Annotated in this window: 13 protein-coding genes; all 13 read left to right on the top strand. The window is 36.8% G+C overall.

Going from position 1 to position 23376, the window contains the following annotated elements:
- Nucleotides 1-118 precede the first annotated feature (118 nt).
- The 13 genes from J1905_RS13590 to J1905_RS13530 all read left to right on the top strand — a co-directional run bounded on the left by J1905_RS13590 (nt 119) and on the right by J1905_RS13530 (nt 23372).
- Nucleotides 119-2491: an alpha-amylase family protein gene (locus J1905_RS13590; RefSeq protein WP_214227824.1), complete on the top strand. Its 2373-nt coding sequence runs from the start codon at nt 119-121 to the stop codon at nt 2489-2491.
- A gap of 228 nt (nt 2492-2719) precedes the next feature.
- The gene (locus J1905_RS13585; protein WP_214227823.1) at nt 2720-4888 is read left to right on the top strand and encodes a glycosyl hydrolase family 95 catalytic domain-containing protein; all 2169 of its coding nucleotides are present in this window, start codon (nt 2720-2722) and stop codon (nt 4886-4888) included.
- Nucleotides 4889-5119: 231 nt separating this feature from the next.
- Entirely contained in the window at nt 5120-6022 is a 903-nt protein-coding gene (locus J1905_RS13580) for an AraC family transcriptional regulator (protein ID WP_214227822.1), read from the top strand.
- Nucleotides 6023-6062: 40 nt separating this feature from the next.
- Nucleotides 6063-8243, top strand: coding sequence for an alpha-galactosidase (locus J1905_RS13575; RefSeq protein WP_214227821.1), 2181 nt, complete (start codon nt 6063-6065; stop codon nt 8241-8243).
- 150 nt (nt 8244-8393) lie between these two features.
- Nucleotides 8394-9008 carry an RNA polymerase sigma factor gene (locus J1905_RS13570; protein ID WP_214227820.1) on the top strand — a complete coding sequence of 205 codons (615 nt, stop codon included), beginning with the start codon at nt 8394-8396 and terminating at the stop codon, nt 9006-9008.
- Nucleotides 9009-9059: 51 nt separating this feature from the next.
- Complete coding sequence (locus J1905_RS13565; RefSeq protein ID WP_214227819.1) at nt 9060-10238, top strand: FecR family protein; 1179 nt, start codon at nt 9060-9062, stop codon at nt 10236-10238.
- A gap of 175 nt (nt 10239-10413) precedes the next feature.
- Nucleotides 10414-13734, top strand: coding sequence for a TonB-dependent receptor (locus J1905_RS13560; RefSeq protein ID WP_214227818.1), 3321 nt, complete (start codon nt 10414-10416; stop codon nt 13732-13734).
- 19 nt (nt 13735-13753) lie between these two features.
- Nucleotides 13754-15397, top strand: coding sequence for a RagB/SusD family nutrient uptake outer membrane protein (locus J1905_RS13555; protein WP_214227817.1), 1644 nt, complete (start codon nt 13754-13756; stop codon nt 15395-15397).
- Nucleotides 15398-15505: 108 nt separating this feature from the next.
- Nucleotides 15506-16933 carry an aryl-sulfate sulfotransferase gene (locus J1905_RS13550; RefSeq protein ID WP_214227816.1) on the top strand — a complete coding sequence of 476 codons (1428 nt, stop codon included), beginning with the start codon at nt 15506-15508 and terminating at the stop codon, nt 16931-16933.
- A 30-nt stretch (nt 16934-16963) separates the two neighbouring features.
- The gene (locus J1905_RS13545; protein WP_214227815.1) at nt 16964-18865 is read left to right on the top strand and encodes a glycoside hydrolase family 97 protein; all 1902 of its coding nucleotides are present in this window, start codon (nt 16964-16966) and stop codon (nt 18863-18865) included.
- 110 nt (nt 18866-18975) lie between these two features.
- A complete protein-coding gene (locus tag J1905_RS13540; protein ID WP_214227814.1) occupies nt 18976-21297 on the top strand; it encodes a hypothetical protein in 2322 nt (773 codons plus the stop codon).
- An 11-nt stretch (nt 21298-21308) separates the two neighbouring features.
- Nucleotides 21309-22199: an aldo/keto reductase gene (locus tag J1905_RS13535; RefSeq protein ID WP_214227813.1), complete on the top strand. Its 891-nt coding sequence runs from the start codon at nt 21309-21311 to the stop codon at nt 22197-22199.
- Nucleotides 22200-23372: an enolase C-terminal domain-like protein gene (locus J1905_RS13530; protein ID WP_214227812.1), complete on the top strand. Its 1173-nt coding sequence runs from the start codon at nt 22200-22202 to the stop codon at nt 23370-23372.
- Nucleotides 23373-23376 lie beyond the last annotated feature (4 nt).

Below are 23376 nucleotides of genomic sequence, written 5' to 3'. Positions count from 1 at the left end.
GGAGCTATGATTATAAAATTAACACAAAAGTTATGTAAAATAATCCATTGTATTTGTAGAATACTCTATTGTGTTTTGAGCTATTAATTAATAGTTTAGTTACTTATTCTAAAATTTTATGATAAGAAAAAAACAACTCTTGTTTTTTATTGCATTAGTATGCTCAGTAGGAGCGTTTGCAGGGCAGGAAAGAATACATAAAATAGTTGTTCAAAAAGCAAAAGAGCAACCAGTAATCACTAATAAGTTTCTCACGGTAAATTATAATGTTGCCGGAAAGAATTTAGAGGTGATCTTTAAATCGGGCAATAAGATTTTTTTGAAAAATGTTACCCCAAAAGGTATTAATGGAACAGTAACAAAAAAGGAGATGGTTAGTGCTGCGTTTGGTAAAGGAAATGCATTGGTTTTTAACACATCTGATGGTGGTTCTATATCGTTTGCCTTATATCCATCTCAGCCATTTTTGTTTGTAAATCAAACTGTTAAAAATTCTGGAAATGATTTTGTTGACATTGAAAAGCTTAATCCTCTTTCATTTTCAGTTGATCTTAATAAACCTGTATCGAAATTAAAAACGCTGGGAACAGGAGGTTTACTTGATGCGGATAAAAATCCGGGTAGTTACGTGTTCTTAACTACTGTTGATCCTGCCACACGTAATGGTGTAGTAGCTGGTTGGTTAACAAATGAAAAGGGAAGTGGAGTGTTATTTTCTAGCGTTAATAATAATCTGATTGATATAAAAGCACAAATCGATTACGGACGTTTTCGTTTAGCTGCCGGAACAACCGAAGCTACTGAAACTTTGGCTATTGGTTATTTTACTGATGCCAGGTTAGGCGAAGAGCAATTTGCAGATGCGATTGCAAAGCAACAAAATATTAAATTGAAACCGCGGACTGCTGTTTATTGTACCTGGTATTCCGAAAAAAATGGTGGTGCCGGTACCGAATCTGAAACGATTAAACTTGCCGGTTTTATAAAAGATCAATTGAAGCCTTTTGGAATGGGTGCACTTCAGATTGATGATGAATGGCAAGCCGGGGGTAAATATAGCGGCCCTCGTAGAGGCTTTGATCGGGTAGATCCAAAGGGAGGTTATCCTAATGGTATGACAAAGACTGCCGAAGCGATAAAAAATGATGGTTTGATTGCCGGAATATGGTGGATGCCTTTTAGTCGTAATCACCAGGATCCAGAATATAAAGATCGTCAGCACTGGTTCGCGAAGCGATTAAATGGGAAACCTTATGAGACTTCATGGGGTGGAACTTCTTTGGATTTAACAAATCCTGAGGTTCAGAATCATATTTCTTATGTTGCAAAGAAGATGCAGGGTTGGGGGTATAATTATTTCAAAATGGATGGACTTTGGACAGGTACAGTTACTGAGCAGGTTTACATCAATGATGGTTATAAAAATGACAGTATAGGAAATAATAAGCCCTTGTTTAATCCAATGAAAACGCAGATTGAAGCCTATCGTGATGGATTAAGATTATTGCGACATGCTGTTGGAAATGAGGTGTTCCTTTCCGGATGTTGTGTGAGTCAGAATATGCGATCGTTTGGTGCTTCTATGGGATTAGTGAATTCGATGCGAATTGGTCCCGATTTTAATCATGATGGAGAAAGTATTCGTACCGGGGTAATCCGTGCATCCAGATTGTATTTTTTGAATGGTAGAGTTTGGTGGAATGATCCGGATCCATCTATGATAAGAGAAAATGGTAAATCAACCGCAGATCCAGCCGCTGATGGTATTGGTAGTTTAACCAGAGCACGGTTATTACCTTCATATGTAGCTGTTTCCAAACAATTTTTTCTAAGTAGCGACTGGCTACCAGACTTGCCAAATGACAGAATTGAAATCATGAAACGTAGTATGGCATCACATAATGGGATTGCCAGACCGGTTGATGCTTTTGAAAAATCGCTTCCGTCAATTTGGCTTGCAACTGACCATAAAACTAATGTTCAGAGAAATGTGATTGGCTTATTCAATTGGGCTACTACTCCTCAAAAGATAGGCAGTTCAACAAAATGGACTGGATTGGCCGATAAAACCGTTTATTACGCTTTTGATTTTTGGGAGAATAAACCGCTATCTGATATTTCTGGTTCATTTGCTATGGAGCTTCCTGCTGAGTCTTGCAAGATAATAGCAGTACGTGCTAAATCAAATCATCCGGTAGTGGTTTCAACCTCTCAGCATGTAACGCAGGGGATGATTGATTTGCTTAAAGAGGATTGGAAAGATGGAGTGCTTTTGGGTACTAGCAAATTGATTGCCGGTGATGACTATGAGCTTAGAATTGCAGGGTTAAATGATGGTGGAAAATGGAAGCTTAATAAAGCCTCACTAATTGGTGATACAGATGGAACTACAATTAAGGTTTTGCCTCAACAAGAAAACGGTTGGGTAAGGGTGCTTGTTAAATCAAACAAGAGTCAGGTCGTAAACTGGAAATTGAAGTTTGTAAAATAATCCATTCTTTTTGGATAATCCTCTATTGAAGGGCTGCTGATTAACTATTAGTTTTACTATTAATTAGTTTGATTATTTTTTAACATGTCATTACAAGGAAATCAATTCATATAGGCTAACCCGTAAATTTAGAAACGGAGCATTTATGCTAATTTCTTACAAGTAATGTTTGGTAGATTTAGGTTCAAGGCCTACCTTTTAGGTAGGCCTTTTTTTAAGGATTTATATATGAATAAAACAATTAACATTAGTCTCTTCTTAATCCTATGTCATTTAAATGTGTGGTCTCAAAGTAAACAGCTTTTAAATGGCGAGAGCGCATCATTTAAGAATATCTGGACAAAACCACCTGCACATATTCCAAATGATGTCTCAGTTGATGCTCCCTTAATGGGGAATGGTGATGTAACCATGAGTGTTGGTTTTAAAGGAGATCAGCTAAGGTATTATCTATCTAAGAACGATTTTTGGAGGTTGCAATCAAAGGCTGATGGCTTATCAGGTCCTCGGGTGGTTGGTTTTGTAGATATAAAAGTTAATGGTTTTAATGAGGGTGATTTTTCTGCAGAACAATCTCTTAGGAATGGTGTTACAGCCAGTTTGCTACAAAAGAATACACAAAAGGTGACTGCAAGATCATGGGTGTCGGCAACTGAAAACCTGATCTTTATTGAATTAAGTGCAGTAGGAACAGCAACAAAAGTTTCTATTCGTTTAACTGCTCCAGAACATAAACATGCTAACTTGAAAAGTGGTAAAGTAAATAATGTTTATTGGCTTACGCGTTCGTTCACTGACAGTGTAGATATTCCTACAGAAGTGTCTGTTGCCTTAAAAACTTTTAATTATAAAGATAGCACTGTTTTATTACAACCAGGGAAGAAAGTGATTGTTGGCCTTTCAATTGAAAGCAAGTTTAAAAATGCAAAGCCTTTAAATGAGGTGTTGAACAGAATAAGCAAGCTTGATGAAAAATCGGTTACAAGCTTAATGAACAAACATAATAATTGGTGGAAATTGTATTGGGATAAATCGAATATAAGTGTCGAAGATCGGGTATTAATGAAAGCATATTATCAGGGACTATATGCGATGGCCGCTTGCAGTCGAGATCCCAAATTTCCTCCAGGAATATTTGGTTGGACTACTACTGATAAACCGGCATGGAATGGTGATTATCATTTGAATTATAATTTTCAAGCTCCTTTTTATGCGCTTTATGCGGCCAACAGATTGGAGCAAGGGGAACCCCATGATGCCCCACTTCTTGATTTTATGCCAAGAGGCGAGTGGTATGCACATAACGTAACAAATACCCGAGGTATTCTTTATCCTGTAGGCATTGGCCCCTTAGGAATAGAGGTTACTCGCAACTTTCCAACGTATGAAAAAGAATTGGGAGGATTGTTTTTTGGACAACGTTCTAATGCTGCATACGGATTGCTCAATATGGCCCAAGAGTGGCGTTGTACTTATAATGAAAAGTATGGCAAAAAGATATATCCTTATGCTTTGGCAGTGGTTAATTTCTGGGAAGATTACCTGAAATTAGAAAACGGTAGATATGTAATTTATGGCGATGCAATTCACGAAGGATCCGGGAAAGATAAGAACCCAATTTTATCACTCGGATTGCTTAGAAACGCATTTAATCTGATTATTGATTTAAGTTCTACTTTGAAGATTGATGAGAGCAGGCAGGAGAAATGGAAGGATATTCTTAGTAAACTGAGCGATTTTCCGGTTCAAACACGAAATAACAGACAGGTATTTAGGTACACTGAAAAAGGTGTCGATTGGTGGGCAGATAATGGATTGGGAATACAACACATTTATCCTTCTAATGCAATTAATCTGGATAGTAAGACAGAGTTATTGACGCTTTCCCGCAATACCATTGATGAGATGAAACGCTGGAAGGATAATAATACCAGTAGTAGTTTTTTTATGGCGGCAATTAGGGTAGGATATGATCCTTCTATTATCCTAAATGAACTAAATAAATATGCTTTACACACTTACCCCAATGGTTTTCAATTAAACAATCCGCACGGAATAGAAAACAGCTGCACAGTAGCTAATGCACTTAATGAAATGCTTTGCATGAGTGCAGGAAATGTAATCCGTTTATTCAGTGGGTTACCAAAAAAGCAAAATGCGAGTTTTGAAAATATCAGATCTTGGGGGGCATTTCTGGTTTCGGCCAGATTGAAAAATGAGCTTGTTAGCGATGTTAAAATAGTAAGTGAAAAAGGGAAGCTCTGTACTTTGATAAATCCATGGCCTGAAAGAAAGGTGCTCTTGATTAGAAATGGTAAGAGATCTGAAACTATTAGTGGAAACAGGATTTCCTTTAAAACAGCAACCAATGAAATTATAAAATTACAAGTGATTTAAATTAAAATTCACAGTAAACTGTAGGAATCCGGTTGGGCATGGCGCAACCGGATTTTTCTTTGCTAAGCAAAAAAAGCATCGATATTGATCAATATAATACCACTTTTATAGCCCTTAAAATATTTAATTTTACCATTTAACAGGCTGATCGGCAATGTTGTCCTAATTTCTTTTTGATAATGATGCTCAGCTACAGTAATCTATCGCAAGCGTAGGCCATCAATTAAAGATATGAAAGATAATATTCCAGGGAATTATTGGAAAGGTGAGGGAAGAAAGGTCATTGTAATACCTCAACAGGTATTGAAGAAACAACGGCTAAATAACCCATTGTTTAATGGATTATTCATTAAGGATTTAGGGTATTACCCAGTAGCGGCAAAGCACCATACTCACCGGAAGAGTGGGAGTGCACATAATATTTTAATTTATTGTGTTGCAGGAACAGGTTGGGTAAAAAATGAAAAGGGAATTCAAAAGGTAACCGAAAATAGTTTTTTTATTCTTCCTCAAAATGTTGAGCATGAATATGGCGCATCTGAGGGTAATCCATGGACAATATATTGGATAGAATTTGGAGGTAATATGTTGGCCAATATAAATGATATGTCGTTTACCAAAGACTGCTTCAACCCTAAGCACTTCCCTTATAAAAACGATGCAGTACAATTATTTAATGAAATCTTTAGCGTATTAGAACAAGGATATGATAAGGAGTATCTTGCTTATGTAAATATGAAATTGGTTAATTACCTCACGCTGTTTCTTTTTCAGCGAGGTTCGATTATCAAAAAAAATAGAGAAAATTCTCACGATGTTATTTTTCAGAAAGCAAAGGCATACATGCAATCCAATCTTCATAGATCAATCCTTCTACCAGATTTATCAGCAGCTGCGGGATGTTCAGATTCAAAGATTTCAACCATTTTTAAGAATATTACAGGTCATTCGCCTATAAATTATTTTAATCAGTTAAAAATACAAAAGGCTTGTCAATTGTTTTATGGAACCAATGGTTTAGTAAAAGAAGTTGCTGCTCAGCTAGGCTATCACGACCCTTATTACTTTTCAAGATTATTTACCCAATTAATGGGAACTTCTCCAAATGCGTACAAAAGCAGGAATTCAAAATAATCTTTTATACTTTAGACACACACAAACCAAAATAAACCCAATGAAACTTCAAAAATTACAAATTCTATTTATAATTACCTTAATGCTTACCGGTGCATTCGGGGCATTTGCTCAGGGAACTTCCGTGCAGGATTGGTTAATCAAACCAGTTACAGAGAAAGCTCAGGTTGTCAAAAGTGCTGATGGGAAGAATCTTGTTTTACAGAATGGCTTACTAAAAAGGGTGTTTAGGATTTCACCTAATGTTGCCTGTATAGATTATACAAATTTAAGTACCGGACAGCAGCTGTTGCGTTCTGTAAGAGAAGAGGCGAGGTTAATCATAAATGGCAAAACCTATAACATAGGTGGACTTCAGGGGCAAAAGGAAAAGGCCTATTTGCTACCAGAATGGATTGATGGATTTACTGCAGGCGCTACTGATTTTAAATATGTTTCTTACGATGTTAAACCTATTACACCTCGTTTGAAATGGAATGATACCAAATATTGGGCTTTACATACTAAACCAGCAACCGGTAAAACAGTTTCTTTTCTGTACAAACCTCAAGTGGCAGAACTTAGCGGATTAGAGGTAAGTGTAGTTTATGAACTCTATGATGGAATTCCTTTAATTGTGAAGTCTTTGAGTGTGGTGAACAAAGGAAGTCAATCGTTTAAAATAGATCAGGTTGTGAATGAGGTTTTGGGTATGGTTGAAGAGGAAAGTTCTGTAGAAGGAAGTTTTCAAATTATGAAAAAACCAAGTGGAATATATTTTGAAACCAATTACGCATTTAATAATTCAATGAATTATGCGAATAGTGATCAGACTACTCACTGGAAGCCAGATTCTACCTATACTTCCCAGGTTCATTACCGATATCAAACTCCAGTGCTTTTAGAGGTTTACCCTGAAAAAGCTAAAGGAATTGAATTAAAGAATGGAGAAACACTGAACTCGGTACGTACGCATGAATTGTTAATGAATAAAGATGATAGGGAAAGCCGTGGATTAGCCATTAGAAAGATGTATCGTACAGTAGCACCATGGACATCCGCAAACCCAACATTTATGCACCTGGTGGCCAAAAATCCAGAACAGGTTCGCACTGCTATAGATCAATGTGCTGCAACAGGTTATGAGGCCATGATCATTAGTTTTGGTAGTTATTTGAATATGGAAGATACTACGCAGGTAAATATTAAAAGATGGAAAGAACTTGCTGATTATGCACACAGTAAAAACATAAAGATAGGTGGGTATTCCTTATTTAGCTCTCGAAGCATAAGCCCTGATGACGATGTAATTGATCCGAAAACCGGTAAGCCGGGAGGAGCCTTTTTTAATAATGCTCCTTGTTTTGGTAGTAAATGGGGACTTTGGTATAGAAACAACATTAAGAATTTTTATACAAAAACCGGTTTTGATATTTGGGAAAATGACGGGCCTTATCCTGGAGATGTATGCGCATCAACAACACACCCTGGTCATAAAGGTTTAGATGATTCACAATGGAAACAAATGGAGATCCAAAAAGAATTGTATACCTGGCTTAGCGAAAAGGGAGTTTACATTAATGCCCCTGATTGGTATTTTTTAGATGGCACCAATAAAATTGCATTGGGTTACAGAGAGGTGAATTTCTCATTACCAAGGGACCATCAAAAAGTACTAAACCGTCAGAATATTTATGATGCAACCTGGGAGAAAACTCCTTCAATGGGTTGGGGCTTTGTGCCGCTTACTGAATATCAGGGAGGTGGTAGTGCTGCCACACTAGAGCCTTTATCTGATCACTTAAAAGACTATGAGCAGTTGATGATGCAGTATTATGGTGCAGGAGTACAAGCATGTTACCGTGGACCAAGATTGTATGATACTGAAGAGACCAAACAGACAGTTATAAAAGTTATTAACTGGTACAAAAAGTACAGAAATATATTGAACTCGGATGTGATCCACCTGCGCAGAGCCGATGGTCGTGACTGGGATGGAATATTACATGTTAATCCAGAACAAAAAGAAAAAGGTTTAATGATGCTGTATAATCCTACAAAAGAGGAAATAGTTAGAACCATAAAAGTCCCATTGTATTATACCGGATTAACAGACATTGCAAGGGTGAAAGAAAAAGAAGGCCCCGTAAAAAATTATAAACTAAACAGAGATTATACAATTGATCTGATCGTTAGTATCGCTCCAGAAAGCTATAGCTGGTTTGTAATTGAAGGAGTATGATAAGTAATTAATAAAAACGATAAGTATGTAGAAATAGTTTTTTTTATCTAATTAGCTATTTTATATTTTAAGATAGTTGGTTGAACAGTTGATTAAAATATTTATATTAGAATTGTTGCATTTCCAGATAAACTTAGGGCTTTATGATATATGTTACAATTGGATGAGCAAAATACTGGTGAAGATAATTTACTGTTAGAACAGATTGTACTTGGTAATGAGCAAGCCTTTAACCAAATATATTATCGAACTAATAAGAACATTTATAATGCGGTAATGGCTTATGTGAAAAATGAGCACATTGCTATTGAACTTGTGCAACAAGTTTATATCAAATTTTGGAACAATCGTAAAAAATTAAAAGAGGTAAAAAGCTTAAAGGATTACCTTTTTATTATGGCCAGGAATTTAACCCTTGATCATTTTAAAAAGGTGACAATACAAACCAAAATCTTTACAGAACTGATATTGAGAGAAAATGAATCTGTAAACTCCACAGATGATAAGATTGAAGAAATAGAATATGATAAATTATTGCAGAAAGCGATAGAGCAGTTACCTCCTCAGCAAAAGGAAGCATGGCTTTTGGTTAATGAACAGGAGCTTAGTTATGCAGAAATTGCTTTAAAAATGAACATTTCTAAATTAACAGTAAAACGGCATTTAGAGTTGAGTCGTAAAAGCGTGCGTGATTATCTCAAATCACATATTTATACTGTTATGAGCCTTGCTTTTCTATCTATTGTAATTATTTTTTATTTCTGATTGGGCCATTTGTTTTTTTGAATCGTCTTTAGTTAAAATACGATTACAATAATGAACAGAGCCCGTTTCCATATACTATTACAATACTTTAAGGAAGATATCATTTCTGAAGAAGAATGGCACGAATTAGTGACAATGATAAAAACTGGTATTTATGACGATCAGTTGGAAGATGATGTCTTAATTTCACTAGATAGCATAGGAAAAAAGAATAAATGGACAACTGATATTGAACAGGAGGTTTGGGCTGGTATTCAAACTAAAATAAAAGCGCACTCAAAAACCTCTAATTACAGATTATGGATGGCCGCCGCGGCCATCCTTCTGCTGATGCTGACTGCAGGATTAATTTTCTTTAAATCCGAACATTTACCATCGTCGTTTAAAGCAATTACAGCCTATAAGAAACAAGATATTTTGCCGGGAGGGAATAAGGCTATTCTTACCCTGCCAAGTGGTGAGCGTGTAGTATTAACCGATTCAACTATTCAGCAGCTTGCAAATCAAACAGGCGGTTCAATAGTAAAAGCCGCCAATGGGATTCTTATTTATAAAGCAAATTCTTTGACTGGAAATTCTGAAACAGGAGAAGCAATGTTTAGTACCATAAGTACACCTCGTGGAGGGCAATACCAGGTAATATTGCCAGATGGTACTCATGTTTGGCTTAATGCAGCATCGTCACTTAAATTCCCGACTGCTTTTAAAGGAGAAAAACGATTGGTAGAACTTACTGGAGAGGGATATTTTGAAGTAGCTAAAAACAAAGAGATGCCATTTGTAGTACATACTGAAAATCAGGAAGTAGAAGTATTGGGTACTCATTTTAACATCAATAGCTACACTGATGAAGTATCAACAAAAACGACTTTATTAGAAGGCTCAGTTAAAGTAACAGCTAAGGGCAACCAAAAAGTGCTTACTCCTGGGGATCAGGCTCAGATTAATAAAAATACTAAAGAGATTAAAGTTATGCCGGTTAGTCTGGAAGAAGCCGTTGCATGGAAAAATGGTTATTTCGTATTTAACGATGAAAAACTAGAAAGCATTATGCATCGCGTGTCCAGATGGTACGATGTTGACTATGAATTTGAAGGTAAGCAAGGAAACCTTTCCTTTTTAGGTGTAATAGAACGAACAAAAAATATATCATCCTTATTAAAAGTGTTAGAATCAACAGGAAATGTTCACTTTAAAATAGAAGGGAGGAAAATTATCGTTATGCCATAACAAATACAGAACTAACGGTAGTTTAAACAAAGTCAGGGATGCTCGAACACCCCCGACCGATGTTTGGATATGCCATGATAAAAATTCAGCTTAACAACTAATCAATTTATCGACGGAGACTTTCTCTATTAAAAGAGGAAAGAATTTCGTTGTGACACCAAAACAAACCAAATGTATGAAATTTTACGATCAATTCAGATTTAAGCTGCTTGCTTTAAATTCTGGACAAATTATACGTATAATGAGGCTAACCATTCTCATATTAGTGACATGTTTACTCCAGGTAAGTGCATCAACCAAAGCACAAAAGATATCCCTGAGTGAAAAAAACGCTTCGCTGGAAACCATTATCCGGAAAATCAGAAGCCAAACCAGTTATTACTTTATTGGCAATACAGATTTAATAAGAAACGCTAACCTTATAAATATTAGCGTTAAGAATGCATCTATTGAAGATGCACTTAATCAGTGTTTTTTAAATCAGCCACTGGCTTATTCTATTGTTGATAAAACTGTTGTAATTAAAACAAGGAATATACTTTCCCTGTCGCAATTAATCGGACAGAAGATACTGATAAAAGGTAAAGTCATGGATGAAAACGGTAGTTCACTTACGGGAGCTTCTGTAAAAGTAGAGGGCACAGAGATAGCATCCACCACCAACTCAAATGGTGAATTTCAAGTAGATGTGCCCGATAATGGTGCCATCTTATTAGTTTCCTATGTTGGGTATGAAGTAACCAGAATAAAGGTTCAGGAAGGAACTGTTATGAATATCCGCCTTAAACCTCAATTGCGCGATTTAACAGAAGTAGTTGTAATCGGTTATGGAACCAAACGTAAAACGGAAATTACGAGTTCAATAGCATCTGTAAATGTAAACGAACTGAGTGCAAATGCTTCTAATAATGTAACTGATGCATTACAGGGGCGTGTTGCCGGTGTATCAATTGAATCAAGTACGGGTGCACCAGGTTCAAAATCAAATATCACAATTCGTGGTACAGGAACTCTAGGTTCTAATGGTCCATTGGTTGTTATTGATGGAATGCCTTTTGGTAGTTTGGATGGATTAAATCCTTCTGATATACAGAACATTGAAGTGTTAAAAGATGCTGCGGCTGCCAGTATTTACGGGTCAAGAGCTGCAGGTGGAGTTATCCTGGTAACTACAAAATTAGGCAGAAAGAATACTGAGCCTAAGGTTCAATTTAATGCAGTTTACAGCAGTCAATCCATAGCTAAGCGCATGGACGTGCTTAATGGTGAGCAATGGACTAAGCTATTAAATTCTGTTGGTGGAAATTTTCCTGCTTATAATGGTACGAATACGAATTGGCAGGAGGAAATTTTTAGGAATGCTCCGATTTACAAAGCCAATGCAGACATTACCGGGGGATCAGAACATTTTCAATATAGCTTATCCGGTAGCTACTTGAACCAAAAAGGTACGATCATAAAAACTGATTTCAATAGCGCTAATTTTAGAGCCAAATCATTATACGAAAAAGGTAGGGTTAGAATTGGCCAAACCTTTATTTACAATAAAACTGGTGAACGCACACTTCCTCCGGGAGGAGATCAATCTCATAGTAATATATTGAGTGCATTAATTGTGCCTCCAACTGTTCCGGTTTATAATCCTGCAAACCTGCCAGGTGGTTGGGGTGGGGTAAACTCAGGTATGAAAAATCTTTCAAATCCCGTAGCGATTTTGAATTCTAGTGACTATAGAAATAACAACAGCTCAGTAACTGCGGATGTTTTTGCAGAAATTAGATTGATTGATCAATTGAAGTATAAAATCAATGGTGCAATATCAGAAAGTAGAGGCTTTGGTAATAATTATGACTATGCCTATAATGATGGTAATGTAATACTTGCAAAACCAAGACTAAGTCAAAGTAGCGGAGTTTCTAGTTCATGGTTATTAGAACATACCCTTAGTTATGATAAAAAGCTCGGATTACATAATATTTCAATACTTGCTGGTTATACTGCCCAAAAGGACACTAGTAATTATTTTAATGCAAATGCAAATAACCTTCCTAATGGAGTTTATTCATTTGGATCTGAGAAATCAAACCAATCAGTAGGAGGAGATTTAGCCGATGTGAGAAGAGAATCTCTTATTGGAAGGGTTTCTTATTCTTATGACTCGAGGTACATGATCAGCGGATCAATTCGTAGAGACGGATCTTCTAAGTTTGGCGAAGGCTATTATTACGGTGTGTTTCCTGCCGTATCTGCCGGTTGGAATATCAGCAATGAGAAGTTTTATGGTAATTCAGGAATTTCAGCATTCATGAATTCATTAAAAATTAGAGGTAGTATTGGTTTGCTGGGAAATGATCAAATACCAAACTATTCTACAATTAATGGGATTAGTAACAACTTAAATTTTGCTACCAATGGTGGGGTGATCGTGGGATCTATTCCTAGTGGTAACGCTTCTCCTCATAATTTAAGATGGGAAGAATCAAAATCTGTTGATGCCGGTCTTGATGCCGCATTTTTTAACGGAAAAATGTCATTGGTGTTCGACTGGTATAATAAAACAGCTAGCGGTGTATTGTTGGCAGTTCCAATACCACTTAGTACAGGGATTTCTGGTACGCCAACTGTTAATGCCGGTACAATTAATAACAAAGGAATAGAGTTGGCTTTGGATTATTCAGATGTAGCCGGTGATTTTTCTTATAAAATTGGCTGGAATATGACTACCATGCACAATAGAATGACTGCCATTACTATAGGAAGTGGTAATCAGGAATTCGGTGATATAGAACGCGCTAAGGTTGGGAATCCAATAGGAAGTTTCTTTTTAATAAAAACAGACGGAATATTTAGATCACAGGCAGAGATTGATGCTTATAAAGGCTCAAACGGTCAAAAAATACAGCCAAACGCTGCACCTGGAGATATAAAATTTGTTGATTTCGACAATAATGGTAAAATTGATAACAATGATCAACAATATACCGGAAGTCCTATTCCAACTCTTGAAACAGGGATAGCGGCTACATTGGGCTGGAGGAATTTTGATTTTAATCTATTGGTGCAAGGGGTTTTTGGAAATAAAATCTATAATGGTGGCAGAATCTGGACAGAGCAAATGACAGCTTATACCAATTTATCTACCTCGGTTTTAAATGCCTGGACTTCTGAAAACAGCGGTTCAAGCTTTCCAAGATTCACACTCGCAGATGTAAATTTAAATTCCCGCGGAAATAGTGATCGTTGGTTAGAAAACGGCGCTTATGTTAGAGTAAAAAGGCTCGAACTAGGGTACACAGTAGCTGAAGATATTGCGAAACGTTTAAACGTTGGGAAAATAAGGGCATACCTTTCAGGTCAAAATTTATTTACTTTTTCAAAATACAAAGGGTATAACCCGGATTTAGGAAATGATGGTAATCCACTTAGACGAGGTTTCGACAGCGGAGGATACCCATTGCAACGAATTGTTTCCGTAGGCTTAAACGTATCTTTTTAACTGAATAATTAAAGAAATTATGAATAAAAATATAATTAAAACAATGGCAGTGGCGCTTCCGCTTGCGTTGTTAACGATATATGGTTGTAAAAAAGATTTTCTTAAAACAACAAATCCAAATAAAACTACTGAAGAACAATTCTGGAAAACTGAAGCTGATTTAAAGTCAGCAGTAGCTTCCGTTTATAGTCTTTTACGACAGCCTTTGTATGGCTATTGGGGTGCATTTACAGGTATCCAGAATATAAATTCATTGGGCGACGATGTGCTTACATTTCCAGGTGGAGAAGCTGCTACTACTAATATAGCCTTATTTACAAATGAGGCTACAAATTCAGATGCAGCTTCTACTTTTTCAGCGCTTTACAAATCCATTTATCGCGCTAATTTGGTGTTGGCTAATGCCGAGAAGGTGGAGGTTAGTGATGATTTGAGAAAGGCATATGTTGCTGAAACTAAATTTCTGCGTGGACTTTGTTACTTTACATTGGCCTCTAATTTCGGTGATGTACCACTTTTTATTACCCCTGCAAAAACTGCCGATGATCAATTTTTGCCAAGTAAACCTGTAGCGGAGGTTTATGCCCAAGTAATTTCGGATCTTACAGATGCGATGAATGGGTTGCCTCCTACAAGACCGTCTGCAGATTTGGGAAGGGCAACAAGTGGCGCTGCCATTGCTTATTTAGGTAAAACTTATCTGTATATCAAAGATTACCAAAAAGCCCAGACCACTTTAGCCTTGCTAAATACTGCTCCATATTCATACGATTTGATTTCTGATTATTCGGAAAATTTTACCGATAAAAATGAGTTTAACAAGGAAGCTGTTTTTCAGTGGGTGTATGGTCCGTTTGGCGATCCGTATGGTCCTTGGGGTGTAGAAGGTGCAAACTCACCTATGTATAATTATTTACCTCAGCTGATTGGCCCTCCTGCCGGAGGTGGATGGTTTAAATATGTACCAACCAATTATTTTATTGATCAATTTATGTTGGAAAAAAGACCTGCTGGCTCGGATACTAAATTCGACAAAAGGATGTATTATACCTTATCATGGAAACACTCAAATTTCGGTGAAGCTGATGTGAAATGGTATGGAGGCACCAAAACTTTTGATGACCTTTGGGCGTCTGCGCAGGCTAATATATCCAAAATCGACCCTAAATCATTGTTAGATATATCCGGTACTAACCAGTTCTTAATTAATAAATTTACCAATGGATGGAGCGGTAAAGAGAGTGCCGATAATTATTGGTCTGCAACCCCTTCAACTGCTAATAATGTTATTATGCGTTATGCAGAGGTATTACTGATGCATGCTGAAGCTGCTGCCCAAAATGGAGATCTAGCAAAGGCAATTGCAGACATCAACAGAATTAGAGTAAGAGCGGGATTGCCAGAAAAAACGAGCGCAAATCTTCCGGACTTAACCAGTGTAATGAGTGAACTTAGTCATCAAAAATTGTTAGAAATGTTTTTTGAACAAAACAGATGGCAAGATTTAAAACGTTGGTATACACCTGCTGAGCTAAAAACACATTTTACCCAAACAAACAAGCAAGGTGCCCAATATTTACAACCTAGAAACTATATTTTCCCTATTCCGACAGGGGAGTTACAAACTAATAACAAAATTGAACAAAACCCTTTGTGGAGATAGTTCTTTAATTAATTAGGTTCTCAAAAAAGGTAGGTCGTCATTATGAATTTGTTTCAGAATGACGACCTACCTTTAAACCCACAGATTTATAATCAAATACTATACTAAATGTTTTCAAAAATAAACCACTCAAGAATATTTGCTATTGGAATAATGATCATTGCAATCTGTGTTAGTGCATGTACTGAGGATGCATTTAGTACTTTCAAAAATATCTCATTAAATGAAACAGTTGATGGAAACTCATTAAGAGTTGCTGTTCAGTTTTCTTGCGCTAAGCCTGAAGATGCATATATTGAATATTGGATTAATGGCCAAAAAGATAAATTAAATACTACTCCTGTTTCTACACAAAGAAGCGACTTTAAAATAGTACTAACCAATTTGAAATTTAATTCAACTTACCAATATCGCATTGTATCTGGAAATGGAGGAGTGAGGTTTGAATCTGATATATATACTTTTAAAACAAAAGATATTCCTGATCAATTACTTGGTTTATATCATGTAAATCTTCAAAATGAGCAGGAATTACCAACCGAATTTAAAGATGGTAGTATGTTGGTTTATAACAGAGAAACACCAGGCTTTATTGGTATGATAGATTTTCAAGGTGGTTTAAGGTGGTATCAAAGATTTAACGACACGGGGGTTAAAGTAGCTCATTTTACCCAAAACAAAACTATTCTTGCAATTTTAGCTCCAATGGATTACCCAACGAGCTATGGAAATGAAATTTTAGAATTGTCTCTAACCGGTGATACCATTTTTCATTTGAAAAAAGGAGTGATGGATTTTAAACAAACAATTCATCATGAAATATTACTTAATGCAAAAAATCAATATGTGACCTTAAGTGCAGAAGAAAAACTTATCGATTTAAGCACTGTAGGTGGTAAACAGGCAGATACTGTTAAAGGCGACGGTATTTTGGTAATAGATAAAGCCGGTAAAAAAATATGGAGTTGGAGTGTCTTTGATGCGCTTGATCCTTTAAAAGAAAAAAACATTTTAAAAGAGGCAAAAGATTGGATGCATGCCAATAGTCTTTTTATTGACACAGATGGAAACTACATCATTTCATTTTATAATAATGGCCAAATTTGGAAGGTTAATGCCACAAACAAAAAGGTGATGTGGAAATTTGGAAAGGGAGGAGAATTTGTATTACCTCAAGGTGCTGAATTTGACCAGGGACATGCAGTGCATGTAAACAATCAAAAGAACATCATGTTATTTGACAATGGGACCAGTAAAAAACGTTCGCAGATATTAGCCTTTGATTTAAATCCAGTATCCAAGCAAGTTTCTTTAAAATTGCAGACACAATTACAAGAAGGAACTTTTACAGATAGAATGGGAAGCGCCTATCTGATTAATGACGATACTATTTTAACCTGTGTTTCTAAACAAAATCAGGTGTATCTTACTGATAAAAACGGCAAAGTACTGTGGAGTATGATGTGTGCCAATACCCCATATCGCGTAGAGTTTATTCCATTTAGTAAATCAAAACCTTACATTGGAACGTTGTAAGGCCGTTTTTAATTCAATCAAAAACAAAATATGAATAAGTTGCTGTTGGTGCTGTATTTTATAAGTAATGTTCTGATACTTCAAGCTAAAGAAATAAAACAGGTTAAAGTGTTAAGCCCCGATAAAAAAACAGCATTAATTATTATTACAGGTGCAGGTAAATACAATACTTTAAGCTACTCCATTTCCTATAAAGGCAATCCAGTTGTTGCTAATTCGCCTTTAGGACTTGAATTTGAAAATGAAAATCCGTTGTCGGAAAACCTTGAAATTGTTTCCGTAAAACGAAAACTTGTAAATGAAAAATGGAACCCGGTATACGGAGAGAAAAATAGTTATACAGATCATTATAATGAAGTAACCACTCAATTTAAAGAGTCTAAAGAACCTTATCGTTTATTTTCTATCACTTCAAGGGTTTATAATGAAGGTGTCGCATTTAAGTATAATTTAGTTGCGAGTAAGGAAATTACCATTCCCCGTGAGCTAACGGGCTTTAAGTTTACTAAAGACTATACCTCCTGGATTGCAGGTAATGCCCAGGCAAAATATAGTCGGGGTAGCATCAGTAAAACTATAAACGGAACCGAACGCCCGTATGTAATTGAACTGAGTAAAAATCGGTTCATCGCTTTGGGAGAGGCAGCGCTGGTAGATCATGCACGAATGAAATTTAACCGATCTCCAAAAGATAGTTTAATGCTTGTTACTACTCTTGATGGTAAGGCAATTTATAATACAGATTTCTCAACTCCATGGCGCTTTGTAATGATTGCTGAGTCACCAGGCAAACTTTTAGAAAACAATCATTTTATTCTGAATCTTAATCATGCTTCTGCTTTAGCAGATGTGTCATGGATAAAACCGGGCAAAGTAATTCGTGAAGTAACACTTACCACAACAGGAGGTAAAGCCAGTATAGATTTTGCAGCCAAACACAATTTACAGTACATAGAATTTGATGCTGGTTGGTATGGTCATGAATACGACAATGCATCCAGTGCTTTGGCTGTAAATGTTGATCCTTCGAGATCTACAGGGCCATTGACGCTGCAGGAAATTATAGATTACGGAAAGCTTAAAGGCGTTGGTGTGATACTTTATGTAAATCAGAGAGCATTATCCAGACAGCTAGATTCGATACTACCCTTGTTTAAATCATGGGGTGTAAAAGGGATAAAATACGGTTTTGTTAATGTAGGATCACAACAAAATACATCCTGGCTACATGAGGCAGTGAGAAAAGCTGCTAGTAATCAGCTGATGATTGATATTCATGATGAATACCGACCAACAGGATATTCCAGAACTTATCCGAATTTATTAACTCAGGAAGGAATACGTGGTGAAGAAGAAAGTCCTGATAACCAACAGGTATTAATTACTATGTTTACTCGGATGATAGCAGGAGCAGGGGATTTTACCAATTGCTATTTTGCCCCAAGAGTAAACGAAATGGGCTCGCATGCCTCTCAAATGGCAAAGGCGATTTGCATTTATAGTCCTTGGCAGTTTGTGTATTGGTACGACAGACCTGCTGATTCTCCAAGGCAAAAAGGTGGGGCAGGATCAACGGCTTCAGTTATAACAGAAATACCTGATCTTAGTTTTTATGATGCCTTGCCAACTGTTTGGGATGATACAAAAGTAATAGAAGGCAAAATAGGGGAGTTTGGAACCATAGCACGTAAAAGCGGTAATGATTGGTACGTTGGAACTTTAACAGATAAAGCAAGAAGCTTTACGTTATCACTCGATTTTTTAAGTAAAAACAAACAGTATGAAGCCACAATTTATGCTGATGATGCGTCACTTTCAACGCCAACCAAAATTGCGATAAAGAAGATGAATGTAAATGCATCAACTGTGTTAAATATTCAGTTGCTGACAAAGAATGGGCAGGCAATAATCATCAGACCAATAAAAAACTGATCTTCATTTAAATCATTGCAAAAAAAACATTACTAATAGTCAATTTATGGGTGGTATTAAGCCATCTATAGTTTAATCTTTACATTAAACTAGTAAATTAAACTATGGGAATGAAGAATTTAAGGGTCACATTGATTGGCTTTCTTTGCTTAAGCAATGGAATGGTGTCCTTAGCACAAGAACCGGTTGAGTCCCTTAATAAATTATTAAAAGATATTAATGGTTCATTAAGATTGTCTGTTAAAGAATTTAATGGAACAGACTTATTATCTGAGCAGATATTTAATAAAGAATTATTGCAGACAAAAACGGGCACCTGGAGCATGCAGTTTAAAGCAAGTCCGGTTTCCGGGCATCCCGAAGTTACGGATGTCTCTACATCATTTCGCTTAAACAGTGGTAGCGCTAAGTCATCTGCAGTTTCAGTTTCTTTTGATTTTAGTAAATGGAATCCTGAAAACTATGTGCTTGTACCGGCTTCAGTTTACAATGGAAACCGCTATAGAGCAATTGGAAATAGCTACAGTCCACAATATCCAAAGGATATGTATTACAATCCTTCGGTGCCACTTACCATTTCTAACAATCCCCGACTTTCTATTGAACCAAATAAAGCCTCGCTTATAGAGTTAACAACAGGAAATGTGGCTACACCTGCGATGTGTTTTTTCTCAGAAAAGGAACAGAAGGGATTTATTGTGCTTACTGAGCAAATGACCAAATTGGGCAGCAGCGGATTAACTATTGCTGAAAATGCTGCAAAAGACAGCTGTTCTTTTAGTATTTCTGCACCTGCAGTTCGTAAAATGGCAACTGGCTTTGGCGATTTTCATTTGAGTGGTGATAAAGCACCTGATTGGAAATCTGGTGATGAGGTAGCACTTGGTTTTAAGGTATACGTTTTTAATGCATCAAGCATTCCAGACCTGTTAAAGAAATTTATGCAGGTGCGTAAAGAGCTCTCAGGTTTAAACCATCCTCGTAATATTTTACCGATGAGTAAATTATTTCAGGTATCTACAGATATATGCAGAGGAAACTTTGTAGAGGTTCCGGCAGGATCTTTTTACAGACCGGAAAATAATAAGGATTTTCAGCTTGGATGGGTTAGCGGTATGATGAATACCTACCCAATGTTAGCTCTTAATGATAAAAAGGAGAGAGATAGGGTTATCACCGAACTGGATTTTGTAGTAAATAAATTGCAAGGAAAAAGCGGGTATTTTTATGGAGGAATTAAAGCCAGCGGCGAAATCATTCCTGAGAAAATGTCTCCTGATTTTAAGCCTGTTCAGGCAATGGTGAGGAAGAATGCTGATGCGTTGCTTTGGCTCATAAAACACATGCAGTTGTTAAAAGCTCAAGGATATGGTAAAAGTGTTAAACCTGAGTGGGAAAATGCAGCTAAAAAACTTGCTGCTGCCTTTGCAAATACCTGGAAAAAAGATGGTGAATTTGGCCAGTATATTGTTCCTGAAACAGGCGAGATTGCCGTGTATAATTCAACAGCTGGGGCTATTGTTCCGGCAGGCTTAGCAATGGCATCCGATTATTTCCATAATAAGGAATGGATGAAAGTTGCCCAGGATGCAGCTAAATTTTATTACCATCGTGATGTTGAAAAGCAAGGATTAACAGGTGGCCATTGTGGAGATATATCTCAAGATGCAGATGCTGAATCTACATTTGGATTTTTAGAATCATTAATGGCTTTGTATTACTATACAGGGCAAAAAGAATGGTTAAATAAGGCAGAAGTTCAAGCTGCATTAGGTGCCACATGGACATTCTCTTATGATCCTGTTTTTCCACCGAACAGTGAAATTGGAAAGCTTAAGAGCAATATGGCCGGTGCTATTTGGGCCAGTATCCAGAATAAGCATGCTGCCCCGGGCATTTGTACAGCTTCGGGTGATTATGTTTTTAAGCTATTTAGGGCTACAGGTAACCAGCTTTATGCGGATTTGATAAGAGATATTCAGCATGCGCATGCTGAAGCTGTAAATATGCCTGGGCATTTAACTACCAACAACCTGATCGGTTCTTCGATGGAACGAATTCAGTTAAGCGATGCTGAAGGAAAAGGCAGTATTGGTAATTTTATAAACACGCGTAACTCGTGGACAGAAACAAATGGGATGCTGATGGCTTTGGAAATTCCCGGTATTTATGTTAATATGGATCGTAAGAAAATATATGTCTTTGATCATGTTAAAGCTCAGATGTTGTCAAGTGATAAATCGGGGATTACAATTGAGCTTACAAATACAACCGGGTATGATGCAAATGTATCCGTAATGGCCGAAACTGAAAAACAAACAATAAAGCCATTAAGCTATACAGCATTTTTAGGATGGCCTAAAGTAAAGGTTAAAACCGGCGAGACAATAAAGGTTAAAGTTAATACTGTAAATGATGTAACGGTATTGTAATTGAGGTGATTATGTTAGAAGAGATAAATAAATTGGTTTTGGGCACTGCAGGGATTGGCGGTATTTGGAGAGAGGTAGATACCCAGGAATCAATTGAGACAGTTTTAAGCGCCCTCGAACAAGGGATTACAGCTATAGACACGGCCCCTGCATATGGAGATGCAGAACAGCTAATAGGTACTGCCTTAGGCCAATGGTCTGGTAAAAGACCATTAATCAGTACAAAGGTGGGGCGCAGTAAAGGTTATAAGGTTGATGAAGCGCATTACGATTACACCTCTGACGGAATGAAAAGGAGTGTAGAAAACAGCTTGAAAACACTGAATGTTACCATTATAGATGTGCTTTTTCTACATGATCCTGCTGCCATTCCTCAATCGGATATAGAACTGATATTAAAGCAAATGGAATTCTTTATGCATCAAGGTTATGCAAAAAGAATAGGTCTGGGCGGTAACACCCCTGAGTGGTTTGAACCCTATTTTAAGTCTAACCAATTTGATGTGATTATGGAATATAACACGCTCAATGCGTGTGGTATTGACGCATTGAATACTACTATTCCTTTTTGTAGAGCGCATAATAGACAATATTATGCCGCCAGTCCTTTAAACATGGGATTGTTAGGATCTAATTTTTCGGAATTCACCAATTCACCTCCCAATTGGCTCGATTTAAAAAGCATAGCACAGGCTAAAAGAGTTAATGCCATAGCCGAAAAATATAATACCCCATTACAAGAACTTGCGCATCGGTTTCTTTTAACCATTCCGGCTCAATTTAAAATTGTAATTGGTGCTGCTGATAGGAAGCAGCTAACAGATACTCTTAGCGCAATGAAATTGGGGGAGTTGCCTTTAGAAATTTATAACGACATACTACAAACGCTTAATCAACAATAGATGTACAATATAGATAACGAAATCTTCAATATAAAAAGAATCAGAATAAGAGTTTTAGAACAGGTTGCTGCGGTAACTCCTTTTCAGGACGCCACTATGGGGCCTTTCCCTAACTTCGGAATATCAATTATTACCATAGAGGATAAAGATGGGAATGTTGGAGAAGCTCCTGTTTATAACAGTTACATGAACATTCTGGAAACCTGCCTCTTTCCAATTCTTTTTCATAGCCATTCGGTACCGTATAAAGAGTTTTACCCGAAATTGTATTGGTCAATTAGGAATGAAGGATTTAAAGGTGCAGCGGGTGCCATATTGGGGCAAGTTGATATGGCTTTGTATGATTTAGCTGCTCGCCGTAGAAGCGTTCCTTTATACAAATACATTGGTGCGACCAGGAATGATGTAAAGATGTATGGAAGCGGTGGGGGAACCAATTATACCTTGCATCAACTTGAAAATGAAGTGAACCTCTTTATGGATGCAGGGGTTGATTGTTACAAAATGAAAGTTGGAAAAGATTTTGGAACTAATATAAGTGAAGACATTGCAAGGGTAAAATTTGTAAATCAGTTGGTTGGGAATAGAATGAAGATTGCCACAGATGTAAATCAGGTTTGGACCTGTAATGAAGTATTCAAATTTCTTGATGCCATTGGAGAGGAGAGTTTGTGCTGGTTAGAGGAACCCATACACTCAGCTGCTTATGATCAAATTGAGGAGCTTTGTAAAAGAACATCGGTTATGATAGCTTATGGGGAATCGGAACGGACATCGAAAATTTTCCCAACTCTTGTGAATTCCGGAGTGAGACATTTGCAGCCAGTACCCACACAGCTGGGAGGAATGAAAGAATGGATGGAAATAAGAGATTTATGCGAAAATCAAAACTTGCAATTTTCATCTGGTGGATATTCCCTATATTCAGCCTTTCTGATGACTTCTGCCAATGATAACTCAATGATTGAATATCTGCACTCACTTATGTATGGGCTAGAAAGATATTTTTTAATTAAGCCATTATGGGGAAATGGTAGATTCTATTTGTCTGAAATAGAAGGGTTACCGGTAAGGATTGATTGGGAATATTGTTATAAAGAAAACAAGATAGTACTAGAAAGGTTATGGGAAAAACAAGATGTTCCAAAATATAACCCTGTTGTATCTATGTAATTAA

This window comes from Pedobacter sp. B4-66 (genome assembly GCF_018492665.1).
Taxonomy (GTDB): Bacteria; Bacteroidota; Bacteroidia; order Sphingobacteriales; family Sphingobacteriaceae; genus Pedobacter.
The sequence above is the reverse complement of the archived record's forward strand: the minus strand, read 5'-3'. Positions and strand labels throughout refer to the sequence as shown.